The organism is Janthinobacterium fluminis, assembly GCF_028595325.1.
Lineage (GTDB): Bacteria > Pseudomonadota > Gammaproteobacteria > Burkholderiales > Burkholderiaceae_D > Janthinobacterium > Janthinobacterium fluminis.
On the sequence record NZ_JAQQXR010000014.1, the window covers coordinates 1 to 22,447 of the forward strand.

Consider the following 22,447-nt stretch of genomic DNA (forward strand, 5'->3'; position numbering starts at 1 on the left):
GGCGGGGGCCAGGCATGGCGCGCTGGCGCTGGCCGGCAGCGGCGCGCGCGGCGGCGCACGCGGCGCGGCGGCCGGTGGCGTCGAGGCGGCGAACAGCGAACGCGCCGGCCGGGGCGCCGTCGGCGCCGGCGGCGGCGCCGCCGGCCGCTTTCCCAGCGCGAACGCCTGCTTGTGCTGCAGCGGCGTAAAGCCGTGGCGGCAGAACGACGGCACCTCGGCGTAGCCGGCCAGCAGCATGCCGTCCTCGGCCAGCAGCGCCGCCAGCGTGGCGATGGCGGCCGCCGTCGTCGGCTTGTCGAAATAGATCAGCAGATTGCGGCAAAACACCACGTCGTAATAGCCGGCGTAGCTGGCCGTGTCGAAGCGCAGCAGATTGCCCTGGCTGAAATGGACCTGCGCGCGCAGCGCCTCGGCGATGCGGTACTCGTCCTCGCCGACGTGGCTGAAGTAGCGCTCGCGAAAGCCGGTGTCGCCGCCGCGGAAGGCGTTGCGCCCGTACACGCCGCGGCGCGCGCGGGCGATGCAGGCCGGGCTCAGGTCGACGGCGTCGATGCTGTAGGCGTCGTCGGGCACGCCGGCGTCGCGCAGCGCCATCGCCATCGAGTACGGCTCCTCGCCGGCGGCGCAGGGCAGCGACAGGATGCGCAGCGGCCGGCCGGCGCCGGCCATGCGCCGGCGCACGAAGGCGGTGGCGGCGTGGAAGGCTTGCGGATCGCGGAACAGCCAGGACTCCGGCACGACCACCAACTCGACCAGCTGCGCCAGCTCGTCGGCGCCGAGCTCGCGCAGATAGCTGTCGCTGTCGGTGCAGGCGCGCTCGGCCATGCGCTGGCGCACGGCCCGCTCGGCCGCCGCCTTCGACAGGTTCAGGCCGGTGGCCTGGCGCAGCAGGGCCTGGACGTTCATGCGCCGCCCCCGGGGCGCGGGAACAGCGCCGCGCGCAGCGCCTGCGGCAGCAACTGCGCCAGTTCGACGAGCTGGACGATGCCGGCGGCGTCGCTGGCGACCTGGCCGAGGAAGGGCGCGGCGGCGACGCCGCTGTCGCGCAGCGCCGCCGGCGCCACCTCCTGGACGCCGCGCACCTGCTGCGCCAGCAAGCCGAGCCAATGCGCGCCCCCGTCCGGCGCCGCGTAGTCGACCACGACGATGCGCGTGTCGACCTGCTCGGGCGCCGGCGCCAGCCCGGCCAGCACGCACAGCTCGACCACCGGCACCGGCGTGCCGTGGAAGTCCATCAGGCCGGCGACGGCGGCGGGCGCCTGCGGCAGCCGCTTCAGTTGCAGCAGCGGCAGCACGCGCACGACCGCGCCCAGCGGCAGCGCGTAGCGGTCCGCGCCGAGGTGGAAGATCAGCGCCTTCACGCGGCCCCCGCCTAGGTGGCGACGGCGAAGTTGGCGACGCTGGCCTGCAGGTCGCCGGCCGCGTACTGCAACTGGTGCACGGCCTCGCTGGTGGCCTTCAGCGATTCGACGGTTTGCTGGGTCGCGTCGTTCAACTGCATCATCGTGTCGGAAATCTGCGTGGCGCCGAGCGCCTGCGCCTGCATGCCCTGCAGCACGGCGTCGAACTGCGGCGTCAGCCTCTGCACCTGGTCCATCATCGACGACAATTGCTCGGCCACCTGGCGCACCTCGCCGACGCTGCGGCGGATCTCCTCGGAGAATTTGTCCATGCCCATGACGCTGGCCGAGACGGCCGACTGCATCTCCTTGAGCATCTGCTCGATGTCCCAGGTCGACACCGAGGTCTGGTCGGCCAGGCGGCGGATCTCGGTGGCGACGACGGAAAAGCCGCGGCCCGCCTCGCCGGCCTTTTCCGCCTCGATGGCGGCGTTCAGCGACAGGATGTTGGTCTGGTCGGCCACCTTGGTGATCGTCGTCAGCACGCTGTTGATGTTGCTGGCCTTTTCCGACAGGGCGGCCAGCTTGGCGTTGATCGAGTCGGTGGCCGCGACCATGTGCTGCATGGTCTGGTCCATGCGCTTCAGGTTGTTCTGCGCCTCGGCCGTGGCCGCCGTCGTGTAGTCGGCCACGGCGGTGGCGTCCTCCATGGTCTTGAGCAACTGGCCCGTGTTGGCGGAAATCTCCTTCGTCGTGCTGAGGATTTCGACGCTGGTCTGGGCCTGTTCGATGCCGGTGGCCTCCTGCTGCTTGGCCGAGGCGGCGATCTCGGTGGCCGAGGTGGTCACCTGGATGCCGGCCTTCTGCACATTGTTGAGCAGGCTGCGCAGGTTCTCGAACATCGTCGCCAGGCCGCCGCCGAGCTGGCCGATGGCGTCCTCGCCGCCGATGCCGACGCGGCCCGTCAAGTCGCCCGAGGCGGCCCGCGACACCACCGCCAGCAGCGCGTCGACCTTGGCCTTGAGCGTGTCCGTGGCCGCCTGCTCCCTGGCCTGGTTGTCCTGGATGGCTTGCGCCATGCGGTTGAAGGCCTGCGCCACCTGGCCCAGCTCGTCCTGCGACGTGGTGGCGGCGCGGGCCGCCTGCTCGCCGGCGGCGATGCGGCCGACGGCCTCGGTCAGGCTGTTCAGCGGGGCGAGGATGGCGCGCGCCAGCAGGAAGGCGATGGCCAGCGCCAGCAGCACGCACAGCAGGCCGCCCAGGGCCAGCACCAGCATCATGTTCTGCTGCAGCCGGGCCGAGGTGTGGCTGCGCTCCTGCAGCAGGCGCGCCTCCTCGGCGGCGGCGGCGTCGAGCAGCTTGTTGGCCTCCTTGACGGCGGAATAGCCGCCCTGCGGCAGCATGCGGCCGACGGTGTCGGCGGCGCCGGCCGTGTTGCCCAGCGCGCGGCGCCGCTCGATCAGCGGCGTGATCCACTCGCGGACCCAGGCCGTGCTCAACTCGGCGATTTTGCGCATGCGCTGGTTTTGCTGCGGATTGTCGGCCGTCAGCGCGATCAGCTTTTGCCCATGCACGCTCAAGATCGACGCCTCGTCCTTATCCGGCGTCAGCGAAACCGTGTCGCCGGTCAGGATGTAGCCGCGCGTCTCGGCCTGGATCTGCAGGATGGCGTTGTGGACCTCGCCGATTTCGATCTGCACCTCCATCGTGTGGCGGTCCCAGACGTTGGCGTCGGACAGGCGGGTGAAATTCAGGTAGGCGAGGCAGAGCAGGATCAGGATGATGGCGACGATGGCGCCGAAGCCAAGGTAAAGCTTTTTTTTGATACTCAAGTCTTTTAACATGGTGTCTCCAGGTCAGGACGAGTTCAGCTCCCATGCAATGTAGCATGTTGCCCCGTCCAGCGCGAGCGCGCCGCGCCACTTGCGTCAAAGCGGCCCCTGAAAACAAAACGGGCCGCCCGAAGGCGGCCCGCGCGGCGTCCCGGCCGCGGCCGGGAAGGCGGCTTACTGCCCGCGTTTTTCGCGGGCGACGGCGGCGATGCGCATGCGCAGCGCGTTGAGCTTGATGAAGCCGCCGGCGTCGGCCTGGTTGTAGGCGCCGCCGTCCTCGTCGAAGGTGGCGATGTTCATGTCGAACAGGGAGTCGGTCTGCGAATCGCGCGAGACGACGATGACATTGCCCTTGTACAGCTTCAGGCGCACCCAGCCGTTCACGCACTGCTGCGTGTGGTCGATCAGCGTCTGCAGCGCCAGGCGCTCCGGCGCCCACCAGTAGCCGTTGTAAATCATCGAGGCGTAGCGCGGCATCAAGTCGTCCTTCAGGTGGGCCACCTCGCGGTCCAGCGTGATCGACTCGATCGCGCGGTGGGCCTTGAGCATGATGGTGCCGCCCGGGGTTTCATAGCAGCCGCGCGACTTCATGCCGACATAGCGGTTCTCGACCAGGTCGAGGCGGCCGATGCCGTGCTTGCCGCCGACCCGGTTCAACTCCGCCAGCACGGCGGCCGGCGACAGGCGCACGCCGTTCAGCGCGACGATGTCGCCCTTCTCGTACTCGACGTCGAGGTATTCGGCCGCATCCGGCGCCGCCTCCGGGCTGACCGTCCAGCGCCACATCGACTCCTCCGCCTCGGCGCTGGGGTTTTCCAGGTGGCGCCCCTCGAAGCTGATGTGCAGCAGGTTCGCGTCCATCGAATACGGCGCGCCGCCGTTCTTGTGCTTCATGTCGATTTCGATGCCGGCGTCCTGGGCGTACTTCAGCAGCTTCTCGCGCGACAGCAGGTCCCACTCGCGCCACGGGGCGATGATCTTGACGTCCGGCTTCAAGGCGTAGGCGCCCAGCTCGAAACGCACCTGGTCGTTGCCCTTGCCGGTGGCGCCGTGCGAAATCGCGTCGGCGCCGGTGGCGCGGGTGATCTCGATCAAGCGCTTGGCGATCAGCGGACGGGCGATCGAGGTGCCCAGCAGGTACTCGCCCTCGTAGACGGTGTTGGCGCGGAACATGGGGAAGACGAAATCGCGGACGAACTCCTCGCGCACGTCGTCGATATAGATGTTTTCCGGCTTGATGCCGAACTTGATCGCCTTGGCGCGGGCCGGCTCCAGCTCCTCGCCCTGGCCGAGGTCGGCCGTGAAGGTGACGATCTCGCACTGATAGTTATCCTGCAACCACTTCAAGATCACCGAGGTGTCCAGTCCGCCCGAATAGGCCAGCACTACTTTTTTGATATCGCTCATCATGGTTCCAATTGTCGTTGATACGGGGGGTGTTCAGTTGATCTGGCCCAGCAGCAGATACTCGATCAGGGCTTTCTGCACATGCAGGCGGTTCTCCGCCTCGTCCCAGACGACCGACTGCGGGCCGTCGATGACCTCGGCGGCGACCTCCTCGCCGCGGTGGGCCGGCAGGCAATGCATGAACAGCGCGTCCGGGGCGGCGCGGGCCATCTTGGCGGCGTCGACGATCCAGCCGTCGAAGGCTTGCAGGCGGGCCGCGTTCTCGGCCTCGTACCCCATGCTGGTCCAGACGTCGGTGTTGACCAGGTGGGCGCCGGCGCAGGCGTCGGAGGGGCTGTCGAAGAAGGTGTAGCGGCGCGTCGCCACCTGGGACAGATCCATATCATAGCCCTTCGGCGTCGACACGTGGACGTGGAAGCCGAACACCTCGGCCGCCTGCAGCCACGAATACAACATATTATTGGCGTCGCCTATCCAGGCGACGACCTTGCCGGCGATCGAGCCGCGGTGCTCGATATAGGTGAAAATATCGGCCAGCACCTGGCAGGGGTGGTGCTCATTGGTCAAGCCGTTAATCACCGGCACGCGCGAATGGGCGGCGAAACGCTCGATGATATCCTGGCCGAAAGTGCGCACCATGATGATATCGCACATGCGCGACATCACCTGGCCGGCGTCCTCGACGGGCTCGCCGCGGCCCAGCTGGCTGTCGCGGGTATTCAAATAAATGGCGGCGCCGCCCAGCTGGTGCATGCCGGCCTCGAAGGACAGGCGGGTGCGCGTCGAATTCTTCTCAAACACCATCACCAGCGTGCGGTCGATCAGCGGATGGTAAATCTCATAGTTCTTGAACTTACGCTTAATCAGATGGGCGCGCTCGATCACGTATTCATATTCGGCCAACGTGAAGTCGGAAAACTGGAGGTAGTGCTTGATCGGTTTTTTGGTAGACATATAGACCACTTGAGGATGCGGAGGCCGCCGGCGGCGTGCCTTTCCCGCCGTTAAGCGGATCAATTATAAGGGTTTTGCTTTTGGAATGGGAAGGATGGCCGGCGCGGGCCGCCGCCGCCGCGTCGAATCTTTCCCGCCCGAAACAATGGGGTCAGGTCTAGACATGGCGGTTTGTCGCAGGCGCGCCACAAACCGCCATGTCTAGACCTGACCCCAGCTTGAGGCGGCTCAATAGATGGTGGCGGGGCGGGCCGGGTCGTGCTGCGGCGCCGTCAGCGGCAGGTCGACGGTGAAGGTGGTGCCGGCGTCGCCGCTGTGCACGCTGATGCTGCCGCCCAGCAGGGAGGTGACGATGTTGTAGCTGATCGATAGCCCCAGCCCGCTGCCGCCTTGCCCCAGTTTGGTGGTGAAGAAGGGGTCGAAGATGCGCTGGCGGTGTGCTTCGGCGATGCCGCCGCCGTCGTCGCGGAAGGTGATGTGGACGCGGCCGGGCGCGGCCAGCCGCGCCGACAGCCACATCTGTCCGCCCTCGACGCCGTCGAAGGCGTGCAGCAGGGCGTTGTTGATGAGGTTGGTGGCGACCTGGCCGAAGGGGCCGGGGTAGCTGTCCATCATGATCAGCGCCGGAATGTCGAAGGCGATCTGGTGGCCGCCGCCGCGGATGCGGTTCATCACCGTGGCGATGATTTCGTGCGCCACTTGCTGCAGGTCGAACAGGCGGCGCTGCTCGGTGGTGCGGTCGACGGCCACTTGCTTGAAGCTGTTGACGAGGTCGGCCGCGCTGTGCAGCCCGCGCATGACCAGCCCGGCCGCCTTCTTGGCGTCGCCGATGAAGGCGGCCAGGTCGGAGCGGCGCAGGCCCGGCCCGTCCATCAGGCGCGCCAGCTCCTCGGTTTTCTGCTGCATGGTGCTGGCGATCAGCAGGCTGTTGCCGATCGGCGTGTTGAGTTCGTGGGCGACGCCGGCCATCAGCGCGCCCAGCGCCGCCAGCTTTTCCTGCGACACCAGCTGGGTCTGCGCATCCTTCAGCTGGCGGTAGGCGTTGGCGTTGTCGAGGGCGATGGCGCCGTAGGCGCACAGGGTGCGGAAGATCAGCCGCTCGCGCTCGCCGTAGGCCTCGGCGTGGCGCGCCTGCACCGTCATCACGCCCATCACGCGCTCGCCGACGACCAGCGGCACGTACAGCACGCTGAGGTTGACCCGCGTGCCCGGCACGACCGTCGCGTGGCGCGCCCGCGGCACGCGCTCGACGTAGACTTCGCGCCGCTCCAGCAGGCAGCGCACCGAATAGGCCTGGCGCTCGGCGAGGGCGATGCTGTTGGTCGGCAGCGCCTGGCCCGCCTCGACGCCGTAGGCGCGCTGCAGCGCGCCGGCGGCCGGGTCGGTCAGATAGATGGCGAAGGTGGTGGTCGGCAGCAGCGCGTGGACGTGCCGGTCCAGCACGTCGAACACGGCGCGGGCGTCGAGGTGGGTGGTGATTTCCTGGCCAATCGCCGAGAGCCGCTCCAGCGTGGCGCTGGTCTGCTGCAGCACGGCGGCGCGCCTGGCCTCGGACTCGGCCAGTTCGCGGTGGTGGTAACCTTCGGCGCGGGCGTGCTCGGTCTGATGGTGGACCTGCATGGCGATGGCGCGGTTGGTGGCTTCCTGGCCGTGGGTTTTTTCGCGCGCGGCGCCGGCCTGCTGGGCGATCGCGTAGGCTTGCTCGTATTCGCCGGCCCGGGCGTATTCGCGCGCCAGCGCGTCGAGCAGGTCGCCCGGCAGGATGTAGCCGGGGATGCCGCCGGCCACGGCCAGCGCCTGGTGCAGATAGTGCAGCGCCGGGTTCAGCGCCTCCATCGGCTGCGGCGCCGGCAGCGCGTGGCGGGCGTGGAGCAGCGCCAGCACGCGCAGCGCGGCGATGTGGTTGTAGGCGTGGCCCTGGCGCGCCGCCAGCGCGGCGGCCGTCAGCGCCGCCTGCAGCGCCTCGTCCGGCCGCGCCAGCGACGACAGGGCGTGCGCCTGGCCGCGCCGCGCCGCGCTTTGGAAGTCGGCCTGGTCGAGCGCGTCGGCGCGCTGTCCGAGGCGCTCGAAGGCGTCCAGCGCGGCGCCGTAGTCGCCCTGGTCCAGTTTCAGGTCGCCCAGGTAGCGCAGCGCGATGGCGTAGCTGCGCGAGCCCGACAGCGGTGCCAGGATGCGCAGCGCCTCCTGCAGCAGCTCGGCGGCGGCGTCGAGCCGGCCCAGGCGGCGCATCGATTCGGCCGTGTGCATCAGGCAGGCGCCGACGCTGCGCGGCCAGCCGGTCGGGCGCGCCAGGTCGAGCGCGCACTGCTTCCATTCGAGCGCGGCCTGGTGGTCGTTGAGGCGGGTGAAGTAGCCGCCGATGTTGGCGGCGGCCGTGATGGCCTGGCGCAGCTGGCCCGTCTCCAGCGCCGTCTCGTAGCAGCGCATGTAGTGGCCGGCGGCCGCGCCCAGGTCGCGCGACTGGCTCGCCGCCAGGCCGTGGAAGTCGTTGACCCAGGCCGCCAGCGCGGCCGGCAAGGCGTCCGCGCTGTCGAAGCGGCCGCCCCAGCGGGCGCTGGCCGCGTGCAGGTCGCGCAGCACGGCCCAGCGCGCCGTGGCCGCCTCGGCGATGGCCACGCGCAGCGCGTCGCCGGCTTCGCGCGCGGCGTCGGCGGCGCGCAGCAGTTCGGCGTCGCAGCGGCCGTGTTCGCCGCGGTCGACGGCGATCCAGGCCCGCAGCCAGTGGGCGTCGGCGCGGCCGGTGGCGTCGCCCAGCGCGCTGAGCATGTCGAAGGCGGCGTCGGCCTGGGCGTCGGCGGCGTCCAGGGCGCCGTGCAACCAGGCCGTCTCGGCCTGCACCAGCAGCAGGCGGGCGGCGATGACGCGGTGGGCCGGCGGCGGCAGCGCCGCCGCCGCCAGCAGCGCCTGCGCCTCGGCCGCCAGCGCGGCGGCGCGCGCGCTGTCGCGCTGGCGCACGTGCCAGGCCAGCGGCACCAGCGCCGGCAAACGCGCCGCGCCGCGCAGCGGCAGCAGCGCCGCCTCCCATTGCGCGACCTGCTCGTCGAGCGCGAACATCTCCATCTGACTATCCCCTGAGCGTAGGTGGGCGCCGGCCCGTCGGGCCGGCTAAATAATGCTTGTCAGCATTGTATTCTGCATTTGACAAGATGCCCAGCGGGATAGCGCGCGGCGGCCGGGCGGCTCAGTACAGGGTTTGCGCCGATTCGTGCAGCAGCTGGCCGTACAGGGTGTGGCGCATGCGCGCGATCTTGCCCTCGGCGACGGCGGCCAGCACCGCGCACTGCGGCTCGATCAGGTGGCGGCAGTTGTAGAATTTGCAGCCGCCCAGGTAGGGCTGGAATTCGCGGAAGGCGCGCTCCAGCATGCCCTCGCTGAGGTGGTACAGGCCGAACTCCTGGAAGCCGGGCGAGTCGATGATGGCCGCCTCCCGGCCCAGCTGGTACAGGCGGGTGAAGGTCGTCGTGTGCTTGCCGGTGTCGAGCGCCGCCGAGATTTCGCGCACGGCGATGTCGGCGTCCGGCACCAGCAGGTTGATCAGCGAGGACTTGCCCATGCCGGACTGGCCGATGAGGATGGACGATTGCCCGGCCAGCAGGGGCCCCAGCGTGGCGACGGCGTGCTCGGGCTCGGCGCGGGCCGACACTTCGTGGATGGGGTAGCCCAGCGCCGCGTAGGGCTGCAGCCGCTCGCGCGTGCGCGCCAGCGAGGCCGTCACGTCGGTTTTGTTGAGGATGATGCGCGCCGCGATGCCGGCCGCGTCGGCCGCCACCAGCGAGCGCGAGATCAGGTCGTCGGCGAAGCCCGGTTCGGTGGCGACGACGATGAACAACTGCGTCAGGTTGGCCGCCAGCAGCTTCGACTTGTATTGGTCGGAGCGGTACAGCAGCGTCTTGCGCTCGGTGATCGCGTCGATCACGCCCTGGTCCGCCGACGTCATGCTGAGCTTGACGATGTCGCCGACGGCGACATTGGTCTTCTTGCCGCGCGTGACGCACTGCAGCTTGACGCCGTCGGCGTCGGCCAGGTAGTGGCGCCCGTGGGCGGCGATGATGGTGGCGAGCAGTTGGCTCATGCGGCCACCGCCGCGCCCGGCGTGCCGCTGCGGTAGATGGCGTCGGCCTTGGCGGCGCAGATGAAGTCGTTCTCGGACAGGCCGCCCTGGCCGGCGTTGACGGAGTGGGTGGCGTAGCGCACCGCGCACTCGCGGTAGCCGACCGTCAGCTCGGGATGGTGGTCCTGGGCGTGCGTCATATAGGCCAGCGCGTTGACGAAGGCCAGCGTCTGGTAATAGTCGCGGAAGGCGTAGCCCTTGCATAGCTGGCCGTGCTCGATGCGCCAGCCGGGCAGTTGCGCCAGCAGCGGCGCGATGGCGGCGTGGTCCAGCGCGTGCTGGCGGGGGGCGCACTGGCGCGCGCTCAATTCGGTGGTGTTCATGCTTGTCTCCTGACTCATTGCGTGGCCAGATTCAAATGGCGGATGCGCACGCTGGCCGGCGGATGCGAGTCGTAAAAGGCCGAGTGCAGCGGGTCCGGCGTCAGCGTCGCGGCATTGTCCTCGTACATCTTGACGAGGGCCGTGACGAGGTCGCGGGCGTCGGTGTGGCGGGCGGCGAAGGCGTCCGCCTCGAATTCGTGCTTGCGCGAGCTGAGCGAGGTCAGCGGCCCGAACAGGAAAGTGAACACGGGCAGCGCCAGCATGAACAGCAGCAGCGCCATGGCGTCGTTCGGCTGGCCGGCCAGCAGCAGCGGGTCGACCCCCAGGCCCGTGTAGAACCACAGCTGGTTCTTCAGGTAGCCGAGCAGCGCCAGCAGGGCCAGCGAGACGGCGAACATCATGGCGATGCGCTTGACGATGTGCTTGAGCTTGAAGTGGCCCAGCTCGTGCGCCAGCACGGCCTCGATTTCCTGCGGCGCCAGGCGCGCCAGCAGCGTGTCGAAGAAGACGATGCGCTTGTTGGCGCCGAAGCCGGAGAAGTAGGCGTTGCCGTGGGCGCTGCGCTTCGAGCCGTCCATGACGAACAAGCCTTTCGAGGCGAAGCCGACGCGCTGCATCAGGCCCTCGATGCGCGCCTTCAGCGCGGCGTCGGCCAGCGGCGTGAACTTGTTGAACAGCGGCGCGATAACGGTCGGGAACAGCACCATCATCAGCAGCTGGAAGCCGCTCCACACCAGCCAGGCGTAGAACCACCACAGGGCGCCGGTTTTTTCCATCAGCGTCAGCACCACCCAGGCCAGCGGCAGGCCGATGGCCGCGCCCAGCAGCAGGCCCTTGAACAGGTCGGCGAAGAACAGGCCGCGGCGCATCTTGTTGAAGCCGAAGCGCTGCTCGAGCGAGAATTGCCGGTAGTAGTCGAAGGGCAGGTCGATCAGGCCGGAGACGGCGGCGAAGGCGGCCAGCAGGCCGAGCTGGTAGAGCATGCCGGAGCCGGCCAGCTTGAACACTTCGAGCGACAGCCATTGCAGGCCGCCCAGCAGCGTGAAGCCGATCAGCACGGCGCTGTTGACGAGCAGGGTGAGCAGGCCGAATTTGGTCTTGGCCACCGTGTAGTCGGCCGCCTTCTGGTGCGCCGCCAGCGGGATCGTCGCGGCGAATTCGGCCGGGACCTGGGCGCGGTGGGTCAGCACATGGCGGATGTGGCGCGAAGCAAGCCAGAAGCGCACGACTAGCGTCAAAATGAGGAAAGATACAAACAAAATCGAAAACGCGAGTGAATACATTCTATGCCTGTGAGAAAATGGCGGATTGAATTGATTTGGCCAAGAGAGAATTATGTCACAAGCGACCGATGTAGCAGCACCCGCCACCCCAATCCGCCCAAATGAAATGAATTTGATCTGGGTCGACATGGAAATGACCGGCCTGGAGCCGGACACCGACCGCATCATCGAAGTGGCCGTGGTGGTCACCGACATGCACCTGAACCTGCTGGCCGAGGGCCCCGTGTTCGCCATCCACCAGTCCGACGAGACGCTGAACAAGATGGACGCCTGGAACAAGGGCACGCACGGCCGCTCCGGCTTGATCGAGCGCGTCAAGGCCTCCACCGTCACCGAAGAGCAGGCCGAGGCCGAGCTGATCGCGTTCCTGAAAAAATATGTGCCGGCCGGTAAATCGCCGATGTGCGGCAACACCATCGGCCAGGACCGCCGCTTCATGGTGCGCGGCATGCCGAAGCTGGAAGCGTTCTTCCACTACCGCAACCTCGACGTCTCGACCCTGAAAGAGCTGTGCAAGCGCTGGAAGCCGGAAATCGCCTCCGGCTTCAAGAAGCACCAGATGCACACGGCGATGGCCGACATCGTCGAGTCGATCGAAGAGTTGAAATACTACCGCGAGCACTTCATCAAGCTGTGAGCGCGGCGCCCGGCCCGCGCGCCTCGGCGATGAGCCAGTCGCAAAACGCGTGCAGCAGCGGATTGGTTTCCGCCTGCGCCGAGCGCAGCAAATAGTAGCAGTACGGCCCGCGCACGCGATGCTCCAGCGCGCGCACCAGCCGCCCCGACGCCAGGTCGGCGGCGATCAGCGGCTCGGCCGCCAGCGCCACGCCCTGGCCGGCGGCGGCCGCCTCCAGGCTCAGATACGTGTGCGAAAAGCGCGGCCCGGCGCCGCCGGGGTAGGGCACGCCGCAGTGCTGCATCCAGCGTCCCCAGTTCATCTCGGCGGGCAGGCGCGCCTCCGGCTCGTCGTGCAGCAGCGTGTAGCGGCGCAAATCGGCCGGGCCGCGCAAGTCGGCGGCGGCGGCCAGGAAGTCCGGGCTGCAGACGGCGACGAACCACTCCTCCATCAATAAATCCACCTTCAAGCCGGGATAATGCCCCGGCCCCAGGCGTATCGCCACGTCGACGCCGTCGCGCGCCAGGTCGACGGCGTTGGTCGAGGCCAGCACGCGCAGCTCGATCTGCGGGTGGCGGTCGCGCAGCCGGCCCAGGCGCGGCATCAGCCAGCGCGTCACCAGCGAGGTCGTCGCCGTCACCGTGATGACGCGCTCCTCGCCCTGCCGGCGGGCCGTTTCGGAGACGTCGGCCAGCCGGTCGAGGATGGGGCGCAGGGCCTCGGCGTAGCGCTGGCCGGCGCTGGTGAGCGCGACGCCGCGCGCCATGCGCTGGAACAAGGGCACGCCCAGCCAAGCCTCAAGCTGCTTGACGTGGTGGCCGATGGCGCCGGCCGACACGTGCAACTCCTCGCCGGCGCGCTGGAAACCCTGGTTGCGCGCGGCCGCCTCGAAGGCGTGCAGGGCGGCGAGCGGGGGAAGGTGGCGCGACATATAGCCTCAATAATATTTAGTCTTAGCGAAAAGAATATTGGTTTGTTCCGAACTGCGCAAGGGAATATCATGCCCTTGTTGGAAATTTACGACCCACAATTAAATTGACGCATCCCGCGTGGGGACAGACCACGATTTTCGGGAAATATTTCATCAACATGGCGGTCTGTCCCCGCTGTGCAAAGGATGCATCATGTCTCATCGGCGCTCGGTCGCTTTGGTATTGCTGTCGGCAATAGGTTTCGGCAGCATGGCCCTGTTCGCCAATGCGGCTTACGCGTCCGGCGTGACGCCGTCGACCCTGCTGGCGCTGCGCTTCCTGCTGGCGGCGCTGATGCTGGCGCCCGTCGTGTGGATGCGGGGCTGGCAGTTGCCGCGCGGCCGGGTGCTGGCCGGTTATATGCTGATGGGCTGCATGTATACGGCGCAGTCGCAAAGCTATTTCAACGCGCTGCTATACGCCAGCAGCGGCCTGGTCGGCATGCTGCTGTATGTGTATCCGGTGCTGGTGACGGCGCTGGCGCTGGCGCTCGGCTGGGAAAAGATGGACCGGCGCATGCTGGTGCTGATGCTGGTGGCCGTCGGCGGCATGGCCGTCACGCTGGGCGGCAAACTGCAGGGCCAGCCGATCGGCATCGCGCTGGCGCTGCTGGCGGCCGGCATTTACGCCTGCTACATCCTGATCGGCAACCGCTTGTCGCAGAGCCGCCAGGACACCCATCCCCTGGCCGCCTGCGTGGTCATCATGGCCACGGCGGCCGTCACCAACACCGGGCTGGCGCTGTGGCATGGCGTCGCCCTGCCGGCCAGCGCCAACGGCTGGCTGGCCGTGGCGGCCATCGCGTTGTTCTCGACGGCCGTGGCGATTGCCTGCTTCCTGGCCGGCGTGAACGCCATCGGCGCCGCGCAGGCATCGATCCTGTCGACGCTGGAGCCGGTGGTGACGCTGGGCCTGGGCGTGGCGATGCTGCATGAAACGGTCAGCGCCAGCCAATTGCTGGGCGGCGCGCTGGTGCTGACGGCGGTGGTGCTGCTGGCGCAGCGCGCGCCGGCCAGGCCGGCCGCCATCGCGGCGGCCAGCGGCGCCTAGGCCGCGGTTTTTATATCCGCGGCAAACGCCGCGGGCACGCTCATTCGTATTGCGCCAGCGCGCGCTTCCACTCGGGGTCGTCCTTGAGTTTGTTGATGACCGGGACCAGCTTGTCGAACACGGCTTGCTGCGCGCGCGGCGCCAGGAAGCGCCGGTCGGTGCCCGGGCCGGGCATGGCCGCGATCTTGAATTGCCCGTACAAATTATTCTTCTTGATGTAATAGCGCACCATCGATTCGACGACGGCGCTGCAGTCGACGCGGTTGCGCAGCAGCTTGTCGAGGTTTTTTTCCTCGCTGAGCGCGTCGTGGCGTATCAGGCCGTGGCGGCGTATCCATTCGTCGATGCCCGGATACACATAGCCCAGCGTCAAGCCTATCGTCGCGCCGGCCAGCGTGGCCGGCTCCTGCGGATTGAGCGGCCTGGCGGCCGTTGACACCAGCACGAAGCGGTCGTGGGCGAACGCCGTCGTCCACAGGTATTTGCTTTGCCCGGTGTCGTTGAGCCACTGCGGCATCATGCCGATGACGATGCCGTTCAGGCTGCCGTCTTCCAGTTTCACCTGCAGGCGTTTGCGCGGCAGGTAGACCAGCTTGAAGGTGTAGTCGGCGATTTTTTTCCGGTTCAGATAGCCGATCAGGTCCGGGTAGATGCCGCGTTCGCCGTCTATCATCAGCGGGGCAAAATTGGCGCTGGTGTAGACGATGACGGTGTCGGCGCGGCTGGCCCCGGCAAAGAGGCAGGCGCAGGCCAGCGCGATACCGGACAGGGAATTCTTCATCGGAAAATCATAACACGGGGGTGGGGATGGTGATGTTTTCCTTGATGTAAATAGTTTCTTTTGAGTAATATTTGTGCTAAGGTATATGTCTTTCCTATTTCGCGCAAAGGTAGTCCATGAAGCAGCAATCAGCATTTATTCTCGTATTCTCGGCCTTGCTCTTGAGCGCATGCGGCGGGTCGTCCGATCCCCAGTCTGGCACGACGGCCGTCCGGCCCGCCGTTCCGGCGGCGCCCACGTTCGGCGATTGCGCCGTGTATACCCCCGGCGTGAAATACCTGCGCTCGAACGGCGACAGGGTTGAAATCATTCAAGGGAAGTTCGAGGGCAGCGATGCGTTTGCGCTGGCCGAATTCCGCCCGAATAACACCCGATCCGTCGAGTTCTATCAGAAGATCGAGGGCGGCTATGTGCGTCCGCTTGGACAATATGAATATGACGCGGCCGGCGCATTCCTGGCCAAGTCGGTCGTTACCGGCGATACGGGCATACCGCTGAACATATTGCCGGGCAAGAGCGTGGAAATGAAATATGCCGTAATGAGTAATACCTCGACCGCCGGCGGCGCGCTGGTGCCGGAAAATTACGCGGAAACGTTCACCTTCATCGGTTTCGAGGACGTGGTGCTGGCAGGCCGCACCTTCGCCAATGTGTGCAAATACACGATCCGCCGTCCGGGGGAAACCACCCAGGAGGCATTCTGGCTGGCCAAGGGCTTCGGTCTGATCCGCTATGAAACGCTGGATGCGCAAGGCGCCGCCATGCCGGGCCGTCGCACTGAACTGACCAGCATCATAAGCGCGCCCTAAACCGCGCACCTGGCGGGAATGCCCGCCTCTGAAATAGTCGCGGTCTGCGATGAGGGTCAGTTGCTTGGCCACCATTGCAGATCGCGCCAGCCCGCTCATTGGCGATAGATGGCCGTGGTCCGTGCCGACATTTGTGACCTCGTGGGCCACGACCAGATGATGTGTCGCGTCCACGGCCGTTGTACCTTATAGCCGACGGCACTGACCTTCGACAAAGCGCTTCATCCTCGTCTTCTCTGGAAGCAATGAGATACATCCTCAACGGTTGGTGGCGAATCTCGTTTACACCGACGCAAAATTTTCCGCGATATTCAATAGCCAACGCTGGGGCGTTTTGACATAGTCTGGGCCACAAGCAAGCCCTTAATTTTTTATTACTATGTCTAAAATCCGTTTGTTAGTCCATCCCAATGGAAAAAGCCGCCGCATAAAGCGTGGTTTTTGCTGGCTAGGTTTCTTGCTCCCAACCCTTTGGGCAATCTCAGAAGGACTATGGCGTCCTTTTGCGTTTTCGCTGCTGGGATATTATTTATATACAAGGGCGTTCGATTTCGTAAATGACCTGCAAATCCCAGCATTAGCCCTCTTGTGGCCAAGCTACTTCGTGGTCATGGTGATTTTCGGCGCGTTCGGCAAGAAATGGCTTGTCAATGACCTCTTGGCACATGGCTATCGTGACGTGCCGCTAGAAGAAAAAACGAACACGCTCGTTTAGTTGAGTAGTCAGCAGTCGGCTAGAAGCGCTCGTTGATGATCCAGCGGAGCTTCATGTCGGTGAGCTGCTAAGCATTCAGCAGGGTCTAGTGCAATCGTGGCGATTCAGCAGTCCGCTGGGCTGAATCATTCGGCGTTATTGTTGAGGGTCTGGTGGCGTTTTTCAGCATAGGCTTTAAGTGAGCGCATCGTTATGGGAAGCCCCTCCCGAACTCGCTTAGCAACGCTTGGCCTAAACAGAAAGGCAAGGGCTCCAGTGAACCACACGCGATGAGTGACCGTCGATCCGCCATCTACCGTAGAAACCGTGTGCTCGAAGTGTATGCGGAATAGAGGAATGTAGCCCTCTACGGTGAACGAGCGACCTGCGGAGCGCTCTGTGACAGTCATCGGAATGCCCACCCCCTTGCTGGGAACTATCCGGCCATTTGTTCCAACTGCGAATGGCCCATTGAGCCGGGCTTGCTTTGTGTCCGGATCCCAAAGGTGCCATCGGTCGACCTCGCTCCAAATCTGGTCGACGACAGCGGACGGGACTGCAATGTGGATGCTTTCTTCGATATGCATAAACTGGGCGATCTCCATATCATTTTTATGAAAGTAACTGGGCCTTGTACCCCACGCCGCGAAGCGTCTGGATAAAATCGTTCAACTGCATAGCATTCATCATGCGGGCCATCCATGATAATTTTGATAATTAATGGACGCCCTATAGCAGGAGCAAACGCACGCGCTTTTCCTTTGCATCGGCCTAAGTATCCTTGCTGGGATTGCAGGATACACTGTAGTTTATTGCTTGCATAAATATAATTGCATTTTTCTTATACTTGCCATAGACGGGGGCGTGCCATGACTGCGAAAGCCGTTTGGAATGGCGAACCGTTGGCATGTACTCGTCAGGCTCGGTTCGGGGCTTGTCAATGATCGCAATCGGCCCAGAGCAGGCAATCGAGTCAATTGTCATCTCACGGATCTTCCGCGTAAGCGTCGACATTTACGTAAAAGGTGTCGATGGTGGGCCAGTCGGCGCGCTTCTTGCCTAGCTCTTCGCCCGTGGCCATGCTCAGCATGTAGCCGATGCCGGTGCGACGGTCGCGCCAGAAATGTGGCGTGCTGTCCCAGATGCAGCAATAGTGCTGGAGCTGCGGCAGACCGTAGTTGCGCCGCAGATACGCTTCCGCCTGGTACGCGTGCCGGCCATGCACCCAATAGCGTGCCGTGTAGGGCTCGCTTTGACGATTGCGGTCTTGCTTACAGCCTTGGTAGACCAGATAGGTGGGCTTCTTGCCCAACTGGGCCAGGAAATCGCCACATGCCAGTTCGGCTTTTGCGCCCGTCGTGGCAAGCAAGAGCAGCCAGGGCAGATAGCTATGCAGCCGCATGCTCGCCTGTCCGGCAATCGTCCATCGGCGGCCCCAGATGTCGCACCAGTTCTCTGCGTAACTGCATGTCTTTTTCTCATTAAAGTGCTTGGACATGGATTGTACTGCTTAAGTTTTTCCGGGCGACTGTTGTCATCGGATAGTAAAGTCCGTATTGGGTCCCATCACCATTGCCAGGAGCAAGGATATAAAACAAAGTGCTTGCATGAGAATGATTCTCATTTATAATTGATTCACCTACTAGCCAGCCCGCGCCAGCCAGTGTCTACTTCAAAGGAGTACACCGTGCTGAAAAAAACGCCTCCTGCGCTGGTGCTGCCATTGGCCTGGAACTACGCGCCCGCCGCCGCGCCGGAGTGCCACCCCTTGCCGGCCGCCGTCCCCCATCCCCATTTTCTTGCCCGCCTGCGCGCCGCGCCGGGGGTTTTCGCCGCGCTTACGCGCGCATTGTTGTCCGCTCTGACTGTCAAGGGAAAGCGCCATGCACACACACATTAATACCATCCAGGGCGCTTGCGCCGACCTGCGCCGCGAGAAGAAAATGCGCCACCGCGACATCGCCACCGAGCTGCACATGTCCGAGGGCGAGCTGGTGGATGCGCACGCGGGCGCCTTCATTTCGACCTTTGGCGCGGCCCTGTGCGCGACCCGCTTGCATCCCGACTGGCCCGGCATCGTCGAGGCGCTGGAGCCGCTCGGCGAGGTGATGGCGCGGACGCGCAACGCCAGTTGCGTGCATGAAAAACTGGGCGTCTACCGCAAGGCCAGCCATAGCCACGATGTCGGGCTGGTGCTGGGCGGCGCCATCGAGCTGCGCGTGTTTTACCGGCAATGGGCGCACGGTTTCGCCGTCAGCGAGCAGACCAGCAGGGGCTTGCAGCGCAGCCTGCAGTTTTTCGACGCTTCGGGCACGGCGATCCACAAGGTGTACTTGAAGGATAACAGCGACGTCGACGCGTATGAGCGGCTGGTGCAGCGCTTCGCCGCCGTCAGCCAGACGCCCGGCATCGAGGTGGCGCCGGCGCCATCCGCCGCCGCGGAGCTGGCCGACGAGGCGGTCGACGTGGCCGGCTTGCGCGCAGCCTGGGCCGGCCTGCGCGACAGCCACGATTTCTTCAGCATGCTCAAGCATTTTGCAGTTTCGCGCTTGCAGGGCCTGCGCCTGGCCGAGGCGCGCTTCGTGCAGCAGATCGACAGGGCTGGCGTGCTCGACCTGCTGAACGAGGCGGCGCTGGAGGGCGTCGCCATCACGGCCTTCGTCGGCAACGCCGGCATGATCCAGATCCACTCCGGCCCGGTGAAGAAGGTGGCCGCGATGGGGCCGTGGATCAATGTGCTCGATCCGGGTTTCAATCTGCGTCTGCGCGAGGAGGATATCGCCAGCGCCTGGGTGGTGAAGCAGCCGAGCGTCGACGGCCTGCTCACGTCGCTGGAATTGTTCGATGCGCGCGGCGACACGATTTTGATGCTGTTCGGCGAGCGCAAGCCCGGCAAGCAGGAGCTGTGCGCGTGGCGCGCGCTGATCGAGAACGTCTTGCGGGAGCATGAATTATGCGCCGCGTAAACCAGGCCGGCGAGGCGGCACATTCCTGTGCGGCGGCGCCGGCATCTCAATCAAAGGAGCGGGAATGAATATCTCGGGCGCGCTGGAAATCAAGGTTTTCGTGCCGGCGAAAAACTTCAAGTTGTCGATGGCCTTCTACGAGGCGCTGGGTTTCGAGGTCGTGTCGATACGGCACGGCGTCGCTTTGCTGAGCCTGGGCGAATGCAGTTTCCTGCTGCGCGACGGCGACGTCACGGAGCAGTCCGGCAACTGCATGATGCACCTGCTCGTCGACGACGTCGACGCCTGGTGGCAGTACCTGAGCGACGCGGAACTGGGCGCCCGCTTCGAGGTCCGGATGTCGCCCGTCGCCGACCAGCCCTGGGGCACGCGCGACTTCAAGCTGAACGACCCCTCGGGCGTGCTGTGGCATATCGGCCAGCACCCCGACACCGGCGCGGGCGCCGCTTAGCGGCGGCCGGCGATCGGTGCTAGCATACTTGTCCGTTTCATCATTGAGGATATGCAGTGGAAATCGACCATATCTTTATCCGCGTCCGGCGCGGCGCGCCGGAGGCGGAGGCGCTGCGGCAATTCGGCCTGGCGGAGGGTTCGGCGAATGTCCACACGGGGCAGGGCACGGCGAACCGCCGCTTCTTTTTCCACAACGCCTTTATCGAGCTGCTGTGGCTGGACGACGCGGCGCAGGCGCAAAGCGAATTGACCCGGCCGACGATGCTGTTTGAGCGCCTGGGCGGCGACGCGCCGCGCGTTTCGCCGTTCGGCCTGTGCTTCCGGCCCTCGGCGCCCGGCGACAAGGCGGCGCCATTTCCCAGTTGGCCGTACCGGCCCGTGTATCTGCCGCCGGGGCTGGCGGTCGACATCGCCGCCGCGCCGCTGAGCGAGCCGATGTGGTTCTTCCTGTCCTTCGGCGCGCGGCCGGACGCGGCGGCGCCGACCCGGCGCCAGCCGCTGCTGCACCGCGCCGGCTTGCGCGAGATCACCTCGCTGCGCCTGACCGCGCCGGCGGCCGGCGCGCCGTCGGCGGCCGCCGTTGCGGCCGGCATCGAGACGCGGGAGGGCGCCGCCCACCTGCTGGAAATCGGCTTCGACGGCGAGGGCGCCGGACGCGCCCACGACTTCCGGCCGGCGCTGCCTTTGCTGCTGCGCTGGTAGCGGCGCGCGCGCCCGCCGCGCCGTCCGCTGTGCTAGTCTTGGCGCTCGACCCGTCCTTGCCGTATCCGCCCACTCTTTGCCGATGGAGGCCGCATGCACGCTGAACGCCACCCTGTCCGATGGATATTGCCGCCGTTGCTGGCGCTGGCTTGCGCCGCGCTGCCCGCTGCGCCCGCGTTGGCCGCGGCGCCGGCCGATCCGCTCCACGCCTGGGTCGCCGGCGACGATACGGCCCGGCTGGAAAAGTGGGTCGATGGCCATCTGGCGGCGGCGCGGGTCAGCATCGCCAGGCTGCTGGCGGCGCGGGGGCCGCGTACCGTCGCCAATACGCTGCAACCCTACGACGAGGCGCAGAACCAGTTGAGTCTGGCCGGCAATCAAGCCTATCTGCTGTACTCGGTCGGGCGCAGCGCGGCGCTGCGCGACAAGGCGCAGGCGCTGAACCGGAAGGTGGCCAGCGCCAGCGCCGACCTGAATCTGAACCGCGGCGTCTACCAGGCGCTGGCGGCCGTGGCGGCGCCGGCCGGCGACGCGGCGACGCGGCGCTATCTGGAGCGCACGCTGCTGGTGTACCGGCTGGCCGGCGTCGACCAGGACGAGGCCACGCGCGCGCGCCTGCACGCGCTGCAGGACAAGATCACGGCGCTGTCGCTGACCTTCGGCCGCAACGTGCAGGACGGCACGCTGAAGGTGAGCGCGACGCGCGCCGAACTGGACGGCTTGCCGGACGATTACATCGCCCGCCACCAGCCGGACGCGGACGGCATGTACACGTTGACGACGGACGAGCCGGACACGGGGCCGGTGTTCGATTTCGCCCATAGCGCCGAGCTGCGCCGGCGCATGTACCTGGCCTATACGACGCGCGCCTATCCGGCCAACCGGGCGGTGCTGCTGGAGTTGCTGGCGGCGCGCCAGGAGCTGGCCGGCATCCTCGGCTTCGCCAACTATGCCGACTACGCGACGGCCGACCAGATGATGGGCAACGCCGCCAATGTGCGCAAGCTGTTCGAGGAGGTGGAACAGGCGTCGCGCGAGGCCCGGCAGCGGGAGTACGCGCAGTTGCTGGCCTTCGCCCAGCGCCGCGAGCCGACGCTGACGGCGATCGCCCAGTCCGACGCCAATTACTGGGTCGAGCAGTACCGGCGCGAGCGCTACGCTTTCGACGCCCAGTCGGTGCGGCCGTATTTCGCCTATGAGCGGGTGGAGGCCGGCATTCTCGACGCCGCCGCGAAAATTTTCCGCGTCCGCTTCCAGGCCGTCAAGGATGCCCGCGTGTGGCATCCCTCGGTGACGGTGTTCGACGTGTTCGACGGCGCGCGCAAGGTCGGCCGCGTCTATCTGGACATGCACCCGCGCGAGGGCAAGGACAAGTGGTTTTCCAGCTCGCCGGTGGTGCCCGGCATCCGCGGCCGGCAAGTGCCCGAGGGTATGCTGGTGTGTAATTTTTCCGGCGGCACGCCCGGCGACCCCGGCCTGATGCGCTACAACGAGGTGCTCACCTATTTCCACGAGTTCGGCCATTTGCTGCACCACATCCTGGGCAGCCAGAACCGCTGGTCCGGCCAGGGCGGCTTCAATGTCGAGGGCGATTTCGTCGAGGCGCCGTCGCAGATGCTGGAAGAGTTTTTCCGCAGCCACAAGGTGCTGGCGCCGTTCGCCCGCCACTACCAGAGCGGCGCCGTGCTGCCGGCCGAGACGATGGCGCGCATGAACGCGGCCAACGCCTTCGGCCGCGGCAACTGGGCGCAGCGGCAGTTGCTGTACGCCAGCCTGTCGCTGCACCTGCATGACAGGCCGGTGGCGGAAGTCGATCCGGACGCGCTGCTGCGCGCCTCCGCCACCCGCTATAGCCCGTACACCTTTGTCGAGGGCAACCGCCTGTATGCGAACTTCACCCATTTGACGGGTTATTCGTCGAATTACTACACCTATGTGCTGGACAAGGTGATCGCGATCGACTTCGCCAGCCGCTTCGACCGCGCCGATCCGCTGGCCGGCCCGGCCGCCGCGCAGTACCGCAAGGCCGTCATCGATCCCGGCGCCAGCAAGCCGGCCGCGCAACTGGTGCGCGACTTCCTCGGCCGGCCGCAGAATATGGATGCGTTCAAGGCTTGGTTGGGCGAGCAGTTCCAGGAGGCGGCGCGGTAGGCGT

The 22,447-nt window shown here is 66.2% G+C and carries 22 protein-coding genes; 9 read left to right on the top strand and 13 right to left on the bottom strand.

Features of this window, described 5'->3' with window-relative positions; translation table 11 throughout:
* The 9 genes from OIK44_RS23200 to OIK44_RS23240 all read right to left on the bottom strand — a co-directional run.
* The coding region (locus OIK44_RS23200) for a CheR family methyltransferase (RefSeq protein ID WP_273674331.1) at positions 1 to 906 on the bottom strand (906 nt) is incomplete at its 3' end.
* Complete coding sequence (locus OIK44_RS23205) at positions 903 to 1,361, bottom strand: chemotaxis protein CheW (protein ID WP_273674333.1); 459 nt, start codon at positions 1,359 to 1,361, stop codon at positions 903 to 905. The genes OIK44_RS23205 and OIK44_RS23200, both read right to left, overlap by 4 nt.
* Positions 1,362 to 1,372: 11 nt before the next feature.
* Positions 1,373 to 3,184 (bottom strand): methyl-accepting chemotaxis protein, encoded by a 1,812-nt coding sequence (locus OIK44_RS23210; protein ID WP_273674335.1) that lies wholly within the window; start codon positions 3,182 to 3,184, stop codon positions 1,373 to 1,375.
* Positions 3,185 to 3,346: 162 nt separating this feature from the next.
* Entirely contained in the window at positions 3,347 to 4,579 is a 1,233-nt protein-coding gene (locus OIK44_RS23215; protein WP_273674337.1) for an argininosuccinate synthase, read from the bottom strand.
* A 33-nt stretch (positions 4,580 to 4,612) separates the two neighbouring features.
* Complete coding sequence (argF, locus tag OIK44_RS23220; RefSeq protein WP_273674338.1) at positions 4,613 to 5,533, bottom strand: ornithine carbamoyltransferase; 921 nt, start codon at positions 5,531 to 5,533, stop codon at positions 4,613 to 4,615.
* Positions 5,534 to 5,761: 228 nt separating this feature from the next.
* The gene (locus tag OIK44_RS23225) at positions 5,762 to 8,593 is read right to left on the bottom strand and encodes an ATP-binding protein (protein WP_273674339.1); all 2,832 of its coding nucleotides are present in this window, start codon (positions 8,591 to 8,593) and stop codon (positions 5,762 to 5,764) included.
* A gap of 121 nt (positions 8,594 to 8,714) precedes the next feature.
* Complete coding sequence (gene rsgA / locus OIK44_RS23230; RefSeq protein WP_273674340.1) at positions 8,715 to 9,605, bottom strand: ribosome small subunit-dependent GTPase A; 891 nt, start codon at positions 9,603 to 9,605, stop codon at positions 8,715 to 8,717.
* Entirely contained in the window at positions 9,602 to 9,967 is a 366-nt protein-coding gene (locus OIK44_RS23235) for a 4a-hydroxytetrahydrobiopterin dehydratase (RefSeq protein WP_273674341.1), read from the bottom strand. The genes rsgA and OIK44_RS23235 overlap by 4 nt, the downstream gene beginning before the upstream one ends.
* A 14-nt stretch (positions 9,968 to 9,981) precedes the next feature.
* The gene (locus OIK44_RS23240) at positions 9,982 to 11,250 is read right to left on the bottom strand and encodes a M48 family metallopeptidase (RefSeq protein WP_273674343.1); all 1,269 of its coding nucleotides are present in this window, start codon (positions 11,248 to 11,250) and stop codon (positions 9,982 to 9,984) included.
* Between the two features lie 52 nt (positions 11,251 to 11,302).
* Between OIK44_RS23240 and orn the strand changes: the two genes are divergently transcribed.
* Positions 11,303 to 11,887, top strand: coding sequence for an oligoribonuclease (orn, locus tag OIK44_RS23245; RefSeq protein ID WP_273674344.1), 585 nt, complete (start codon positions 11,303 to 11,305; stop codon positions 11,885 to 11,887).
* Here orn and gcvA read toward each other — a convergent pair.
* Complete coding sequence (gene gcvA, locus OIK44_RS23250) at positions 11,877 to 12,797, bottom strand: transcriptional regulator GcvA (RefSeq protein ID WP_273674345.1); 921 nt, start codon at positions 12,795 to 12,797, stop codon at positions 11,877 to 11,879. The two genes, orn and gcvA, sit on opposite strands and share 11 nt — an antisense overlap.
* A 193-nt stretch (positions 12,798 to 12,990) precedes the next feature.
* Between gcvA and OIK44_RS23255 the strand changes: the two genes are divergently transcribed.
* Positions 12,991 to 13,887 carry a DMT family transporter gene (locus OIK44_RS23255; protein ID WP_273674346.1) on the top strand — a complete coding sequence of 299 codons (897 nt, stop codon included), beginning with the start codon at positions 12,991 to 12,993 and terminating at the stop codon, positions 13,885 to 13,887.
* Between the two features lie 40 nt (positions 13,888 to 13,927).
* On the opposite strand, the gene OIK44_RS23260 is transcribed toward OIK44_RS23255, so the two are convergent.
* A complete protein-coding gene (locus tag OIK44_RS23260) occupies positions 13,928 to 14,668 on the bottom strand; it encodes a substrate-binding periplasmic protein (protein ID WP_273674347.1) in 741 nt (246 codons plus the stop codon).
* Positions 14,669 to 14,784: 116 nt separating this feature from the next.
* Between OIK44_RS23260 and OIK44_RS23265 the strand changes: the two genes are divergently transcribed.
* Both OIK44_RS23265 and OIK44_RS23275 read left to right on the top strand, forming a co-directional pair.
* Complete coding sequence (locus OIK44_RS23265; RefSeq protein ID WP_273674444.1) at positions 14,785 to 15,477, top strand: hypothetical protein; 693 nt, start codon at positions 14,785 to 14,787, stop codon at positions 15,475 to 15,477.
* Between the two features lie 379 nt (positions 15,478 to 15,856).
* Complete coding sequence (locus tag OIK44_RS23275; RefSeq protein WP_273674348.1) at positions 15,857 to 16,192, top strand: hypothetical protein; 336 nt, start codon at positions 15,857 to 15,859, stop codon at positions 16,190 to 16,192.
* Between the two features lie 125 nt (positions 16,193 to 16,317).
* Here the strand turns inward: OIK44_RS23275 and OIK44_RS23280 are convergent, their stop codons facing one another.
* Positions 16,318 to 16,776 carry an SRPBCC family protein gene (locus OIK44_RS23280; RefSeq protein WP_273674349.1) on the bottom strand — a complete coding sequence of 153 codons (459 nt, stop codon included), beginning with the start codon at positions 16,774 to 16,776 and terminating at the stop codon, positions 16,318 to 16,320.
* 380 nt (positions 16,777 to 17,156) lie between these two features.
* Positions 17,157 to 17,669 carry a DUF4952 domain-containing protein gene (locus tag OIK44_RS23285; protein ID WP_273674350.1) on the bottom strand — a complete coding sequence of 171 codons (513 nt, stop codon included), beginning with the start codon at positions 17,667 to 17,669 and terminating at the stop codon, positions 17,157 to 17,159.
* Positions 17,670 to 17,858: 189 nt separating this feature from the next.
* Here OIK44_RS23285 and OIK44_RS23290 point away from each other — a divergent pair, with 189 nt between their 5' ends.
* The 5 genes from OIK44_RS23290 (at position 17,859) to OIK44_RS23310 (ending at position 22,443) form a co-directional block, all read left to right on the top strand.
* Complete coding sequence (locus OIK44_RS23290; protein WP_273674351.1) at positions 17,859 to 18,071, top strand: hypothetical protein; 213 nt, start codon at positions 17,859 to 17,861, stop codon at positions 18,069 to 18,071.
* Complete coding sequence (locus OIK44_RS23295) at positions 18,055 to 19,137, top strand: hemin-degrading factor (protein WP_273674352.1); 1,083 nt, start codon at positions 18,055 to 18,057, stop codon at positions 19,135 to 19,137. The genes OIK44_RS23290 and OIK44_RS23295 overlap by 17 nt, the downstream gene beginning before the upstream one ends.
* A gap of 64 nt (positions 19,138 to 19,201) precedes the next feature.
* On the top strand, positions 19,202 to 19,588 hold the full coding sequence (locus OIK44_RS23300) for a VOC family protein (RefSeq protein ID WP_273674353.1): 387 nt from the start codon (positions 19,202 to 19,204) through the stop codon (positions 19,586 to 19,588).
* 56 nt (positions 19,589 to 19,644) lie between these two features.
* Positions 19,645 to 20,292 (top strand): VOC family protein, encoded by a 648-nt coding sequence (locus OIK44_RS23305; RefSeq protein WP_273674355.1) that lies wholly within the window; start codon positions 19,645 to 19,647, stop codon positions 20,290 to 20,292.
* A 93-nt stretch (positions 20,293 to 20,385) separates the two neighbouring features.
* Positions 20,386 to 22,443 (top strand): M3 family metallopeptidase, encoded by a 2,058-nt coding sequence (locus OIK44_RS23310; RefSeq protein WP_273674356.1) that lies wholly within the window; start codon positions 20,386 to 20,388, stop codon positions 22,441 to 22,443.
* Positions 22,444 to 22,447 lie beyond the last annotated feature (4 nt).

Coding starts and splice junctions, on each gene's coding strand:
- rsgA (WP_273674340.1), bottom strand. CDS start 9,605: ATGAGCCAACTGCTCGCCACCATCATCGCCGCCCACGGGCGCCACTAC.
- OIK44_RS23280 (WP_273674349.1), bottom strand. CDS start 16,776: ATGGAGATCGCCCAGTTTATGCATATCGAAGAAAGCATCCACATTGCA.
- OIK44_RS23260 (WP_273674347.1), bottom strand. CDS start 14,668: ATGAAGAATTCCCTGTCCGGTATCGCGCTGGCCTGCGCCTGCCTCTTT.
- orn (WP_273674344.1), top strand. CDS start 11,303: ATGTCACAAGCGACCGATGTAGCAGCACCCGCCACCCCAATCCGCCCA.
- OIK44_RS23240 (WP_273674343.1), bottom strand. CDS start 11,250: ATGTATTCACTCGCGTTTTCGATTTTGTTTGTATCTTTCCTCATTTTG.
- OIK44_RS23300 (WP_273674353.1), top strand. CDS start 19,202: ATGAATATCTCGGGCGCGCTGGAAATCAAGGTTTTCGTGCCGGCGAAA.
- OIK44_RS23235 (WP_273674341.1), bottom strand. CDS start 9,967: ATGAACACCACCGAATTGAGCGCGCGCCAGTGCGCCCCCCGCCAGCAC.
- gcvA (WP_273674345.1), bottom strand. CDS start 12,797: ATGTCGCGCCACCTTCCCCCGCTCGCCGCCCTGCACGCCTTCGAGGCG.
- OIK44_RS23310 (WP_273674356.1), top strand. CDS start 20,386: ATGCACGCTGAACGCCACCCTGTCCGATGGATATTGCCGCCGTTGCTG.
- OIK44_RS23265 (WP_273674444.1), top strand. CDS start 14,785: ATGAAGCAGCAATCAGCATTTATTCTCGTATTCTCGGCCTTGCTCTTG.
- OIK44_RS23285 (WP_273674350.1), bottom strand. CDS start 17,669: ATGTCCAAGCACTTTAATGAGAAAAAGACATGCAGTTACGCAGAGAAC.
- OIK44_RS23295 (WP_273674352.1), top strand. CDS start 18,055: ATGCACACACACATTAATACCATCCAGGGCGCTTGCGCCGACCTGCGC.
- OIK44_RS23210 (WP_273674335.1), bottom strand. CDS start 3,184: ATGTTAAAAGACTTGAGTATCAAAAAAAAGCTTTACCTTGGCTTCGGC.
- OIK44_RS23215 (WP_273674337.1), bottom strand. CDS start 4,579: ATGAGCGATATCAAAAAAGTAGTGCTGGCCTATTCGGGCGGACTGGAC.
- OIK44_RS23275 (WP_273674348.1), top strand. CDS start 15,857: ATGTCTAAAATCCGTTTGTTAGTCCATCCCAATGGAAAAAGCCGCCGC.
- OIK44_RS23225 (WP_273674339.1), bottom strand. CDS start 8,593: ATGGAGATGTTCGCGCTCGACGAGCAGGTCGCGCAATGGGAGGCGGCG.
- OIK44_RS23255 (WP_273674346.1), top strand. CDS start 12,991: ATGTCTCATCGGCGCTCGGTCGCTTTGGTATTGCTGTCGGCAATAGGT.
- argF (WP_273674338.1), bottom strand. CDS start 5,533: ATGTCTACCAAAAAACCGATCAAGCACTACCTCCAGTTTTCCGACTTC.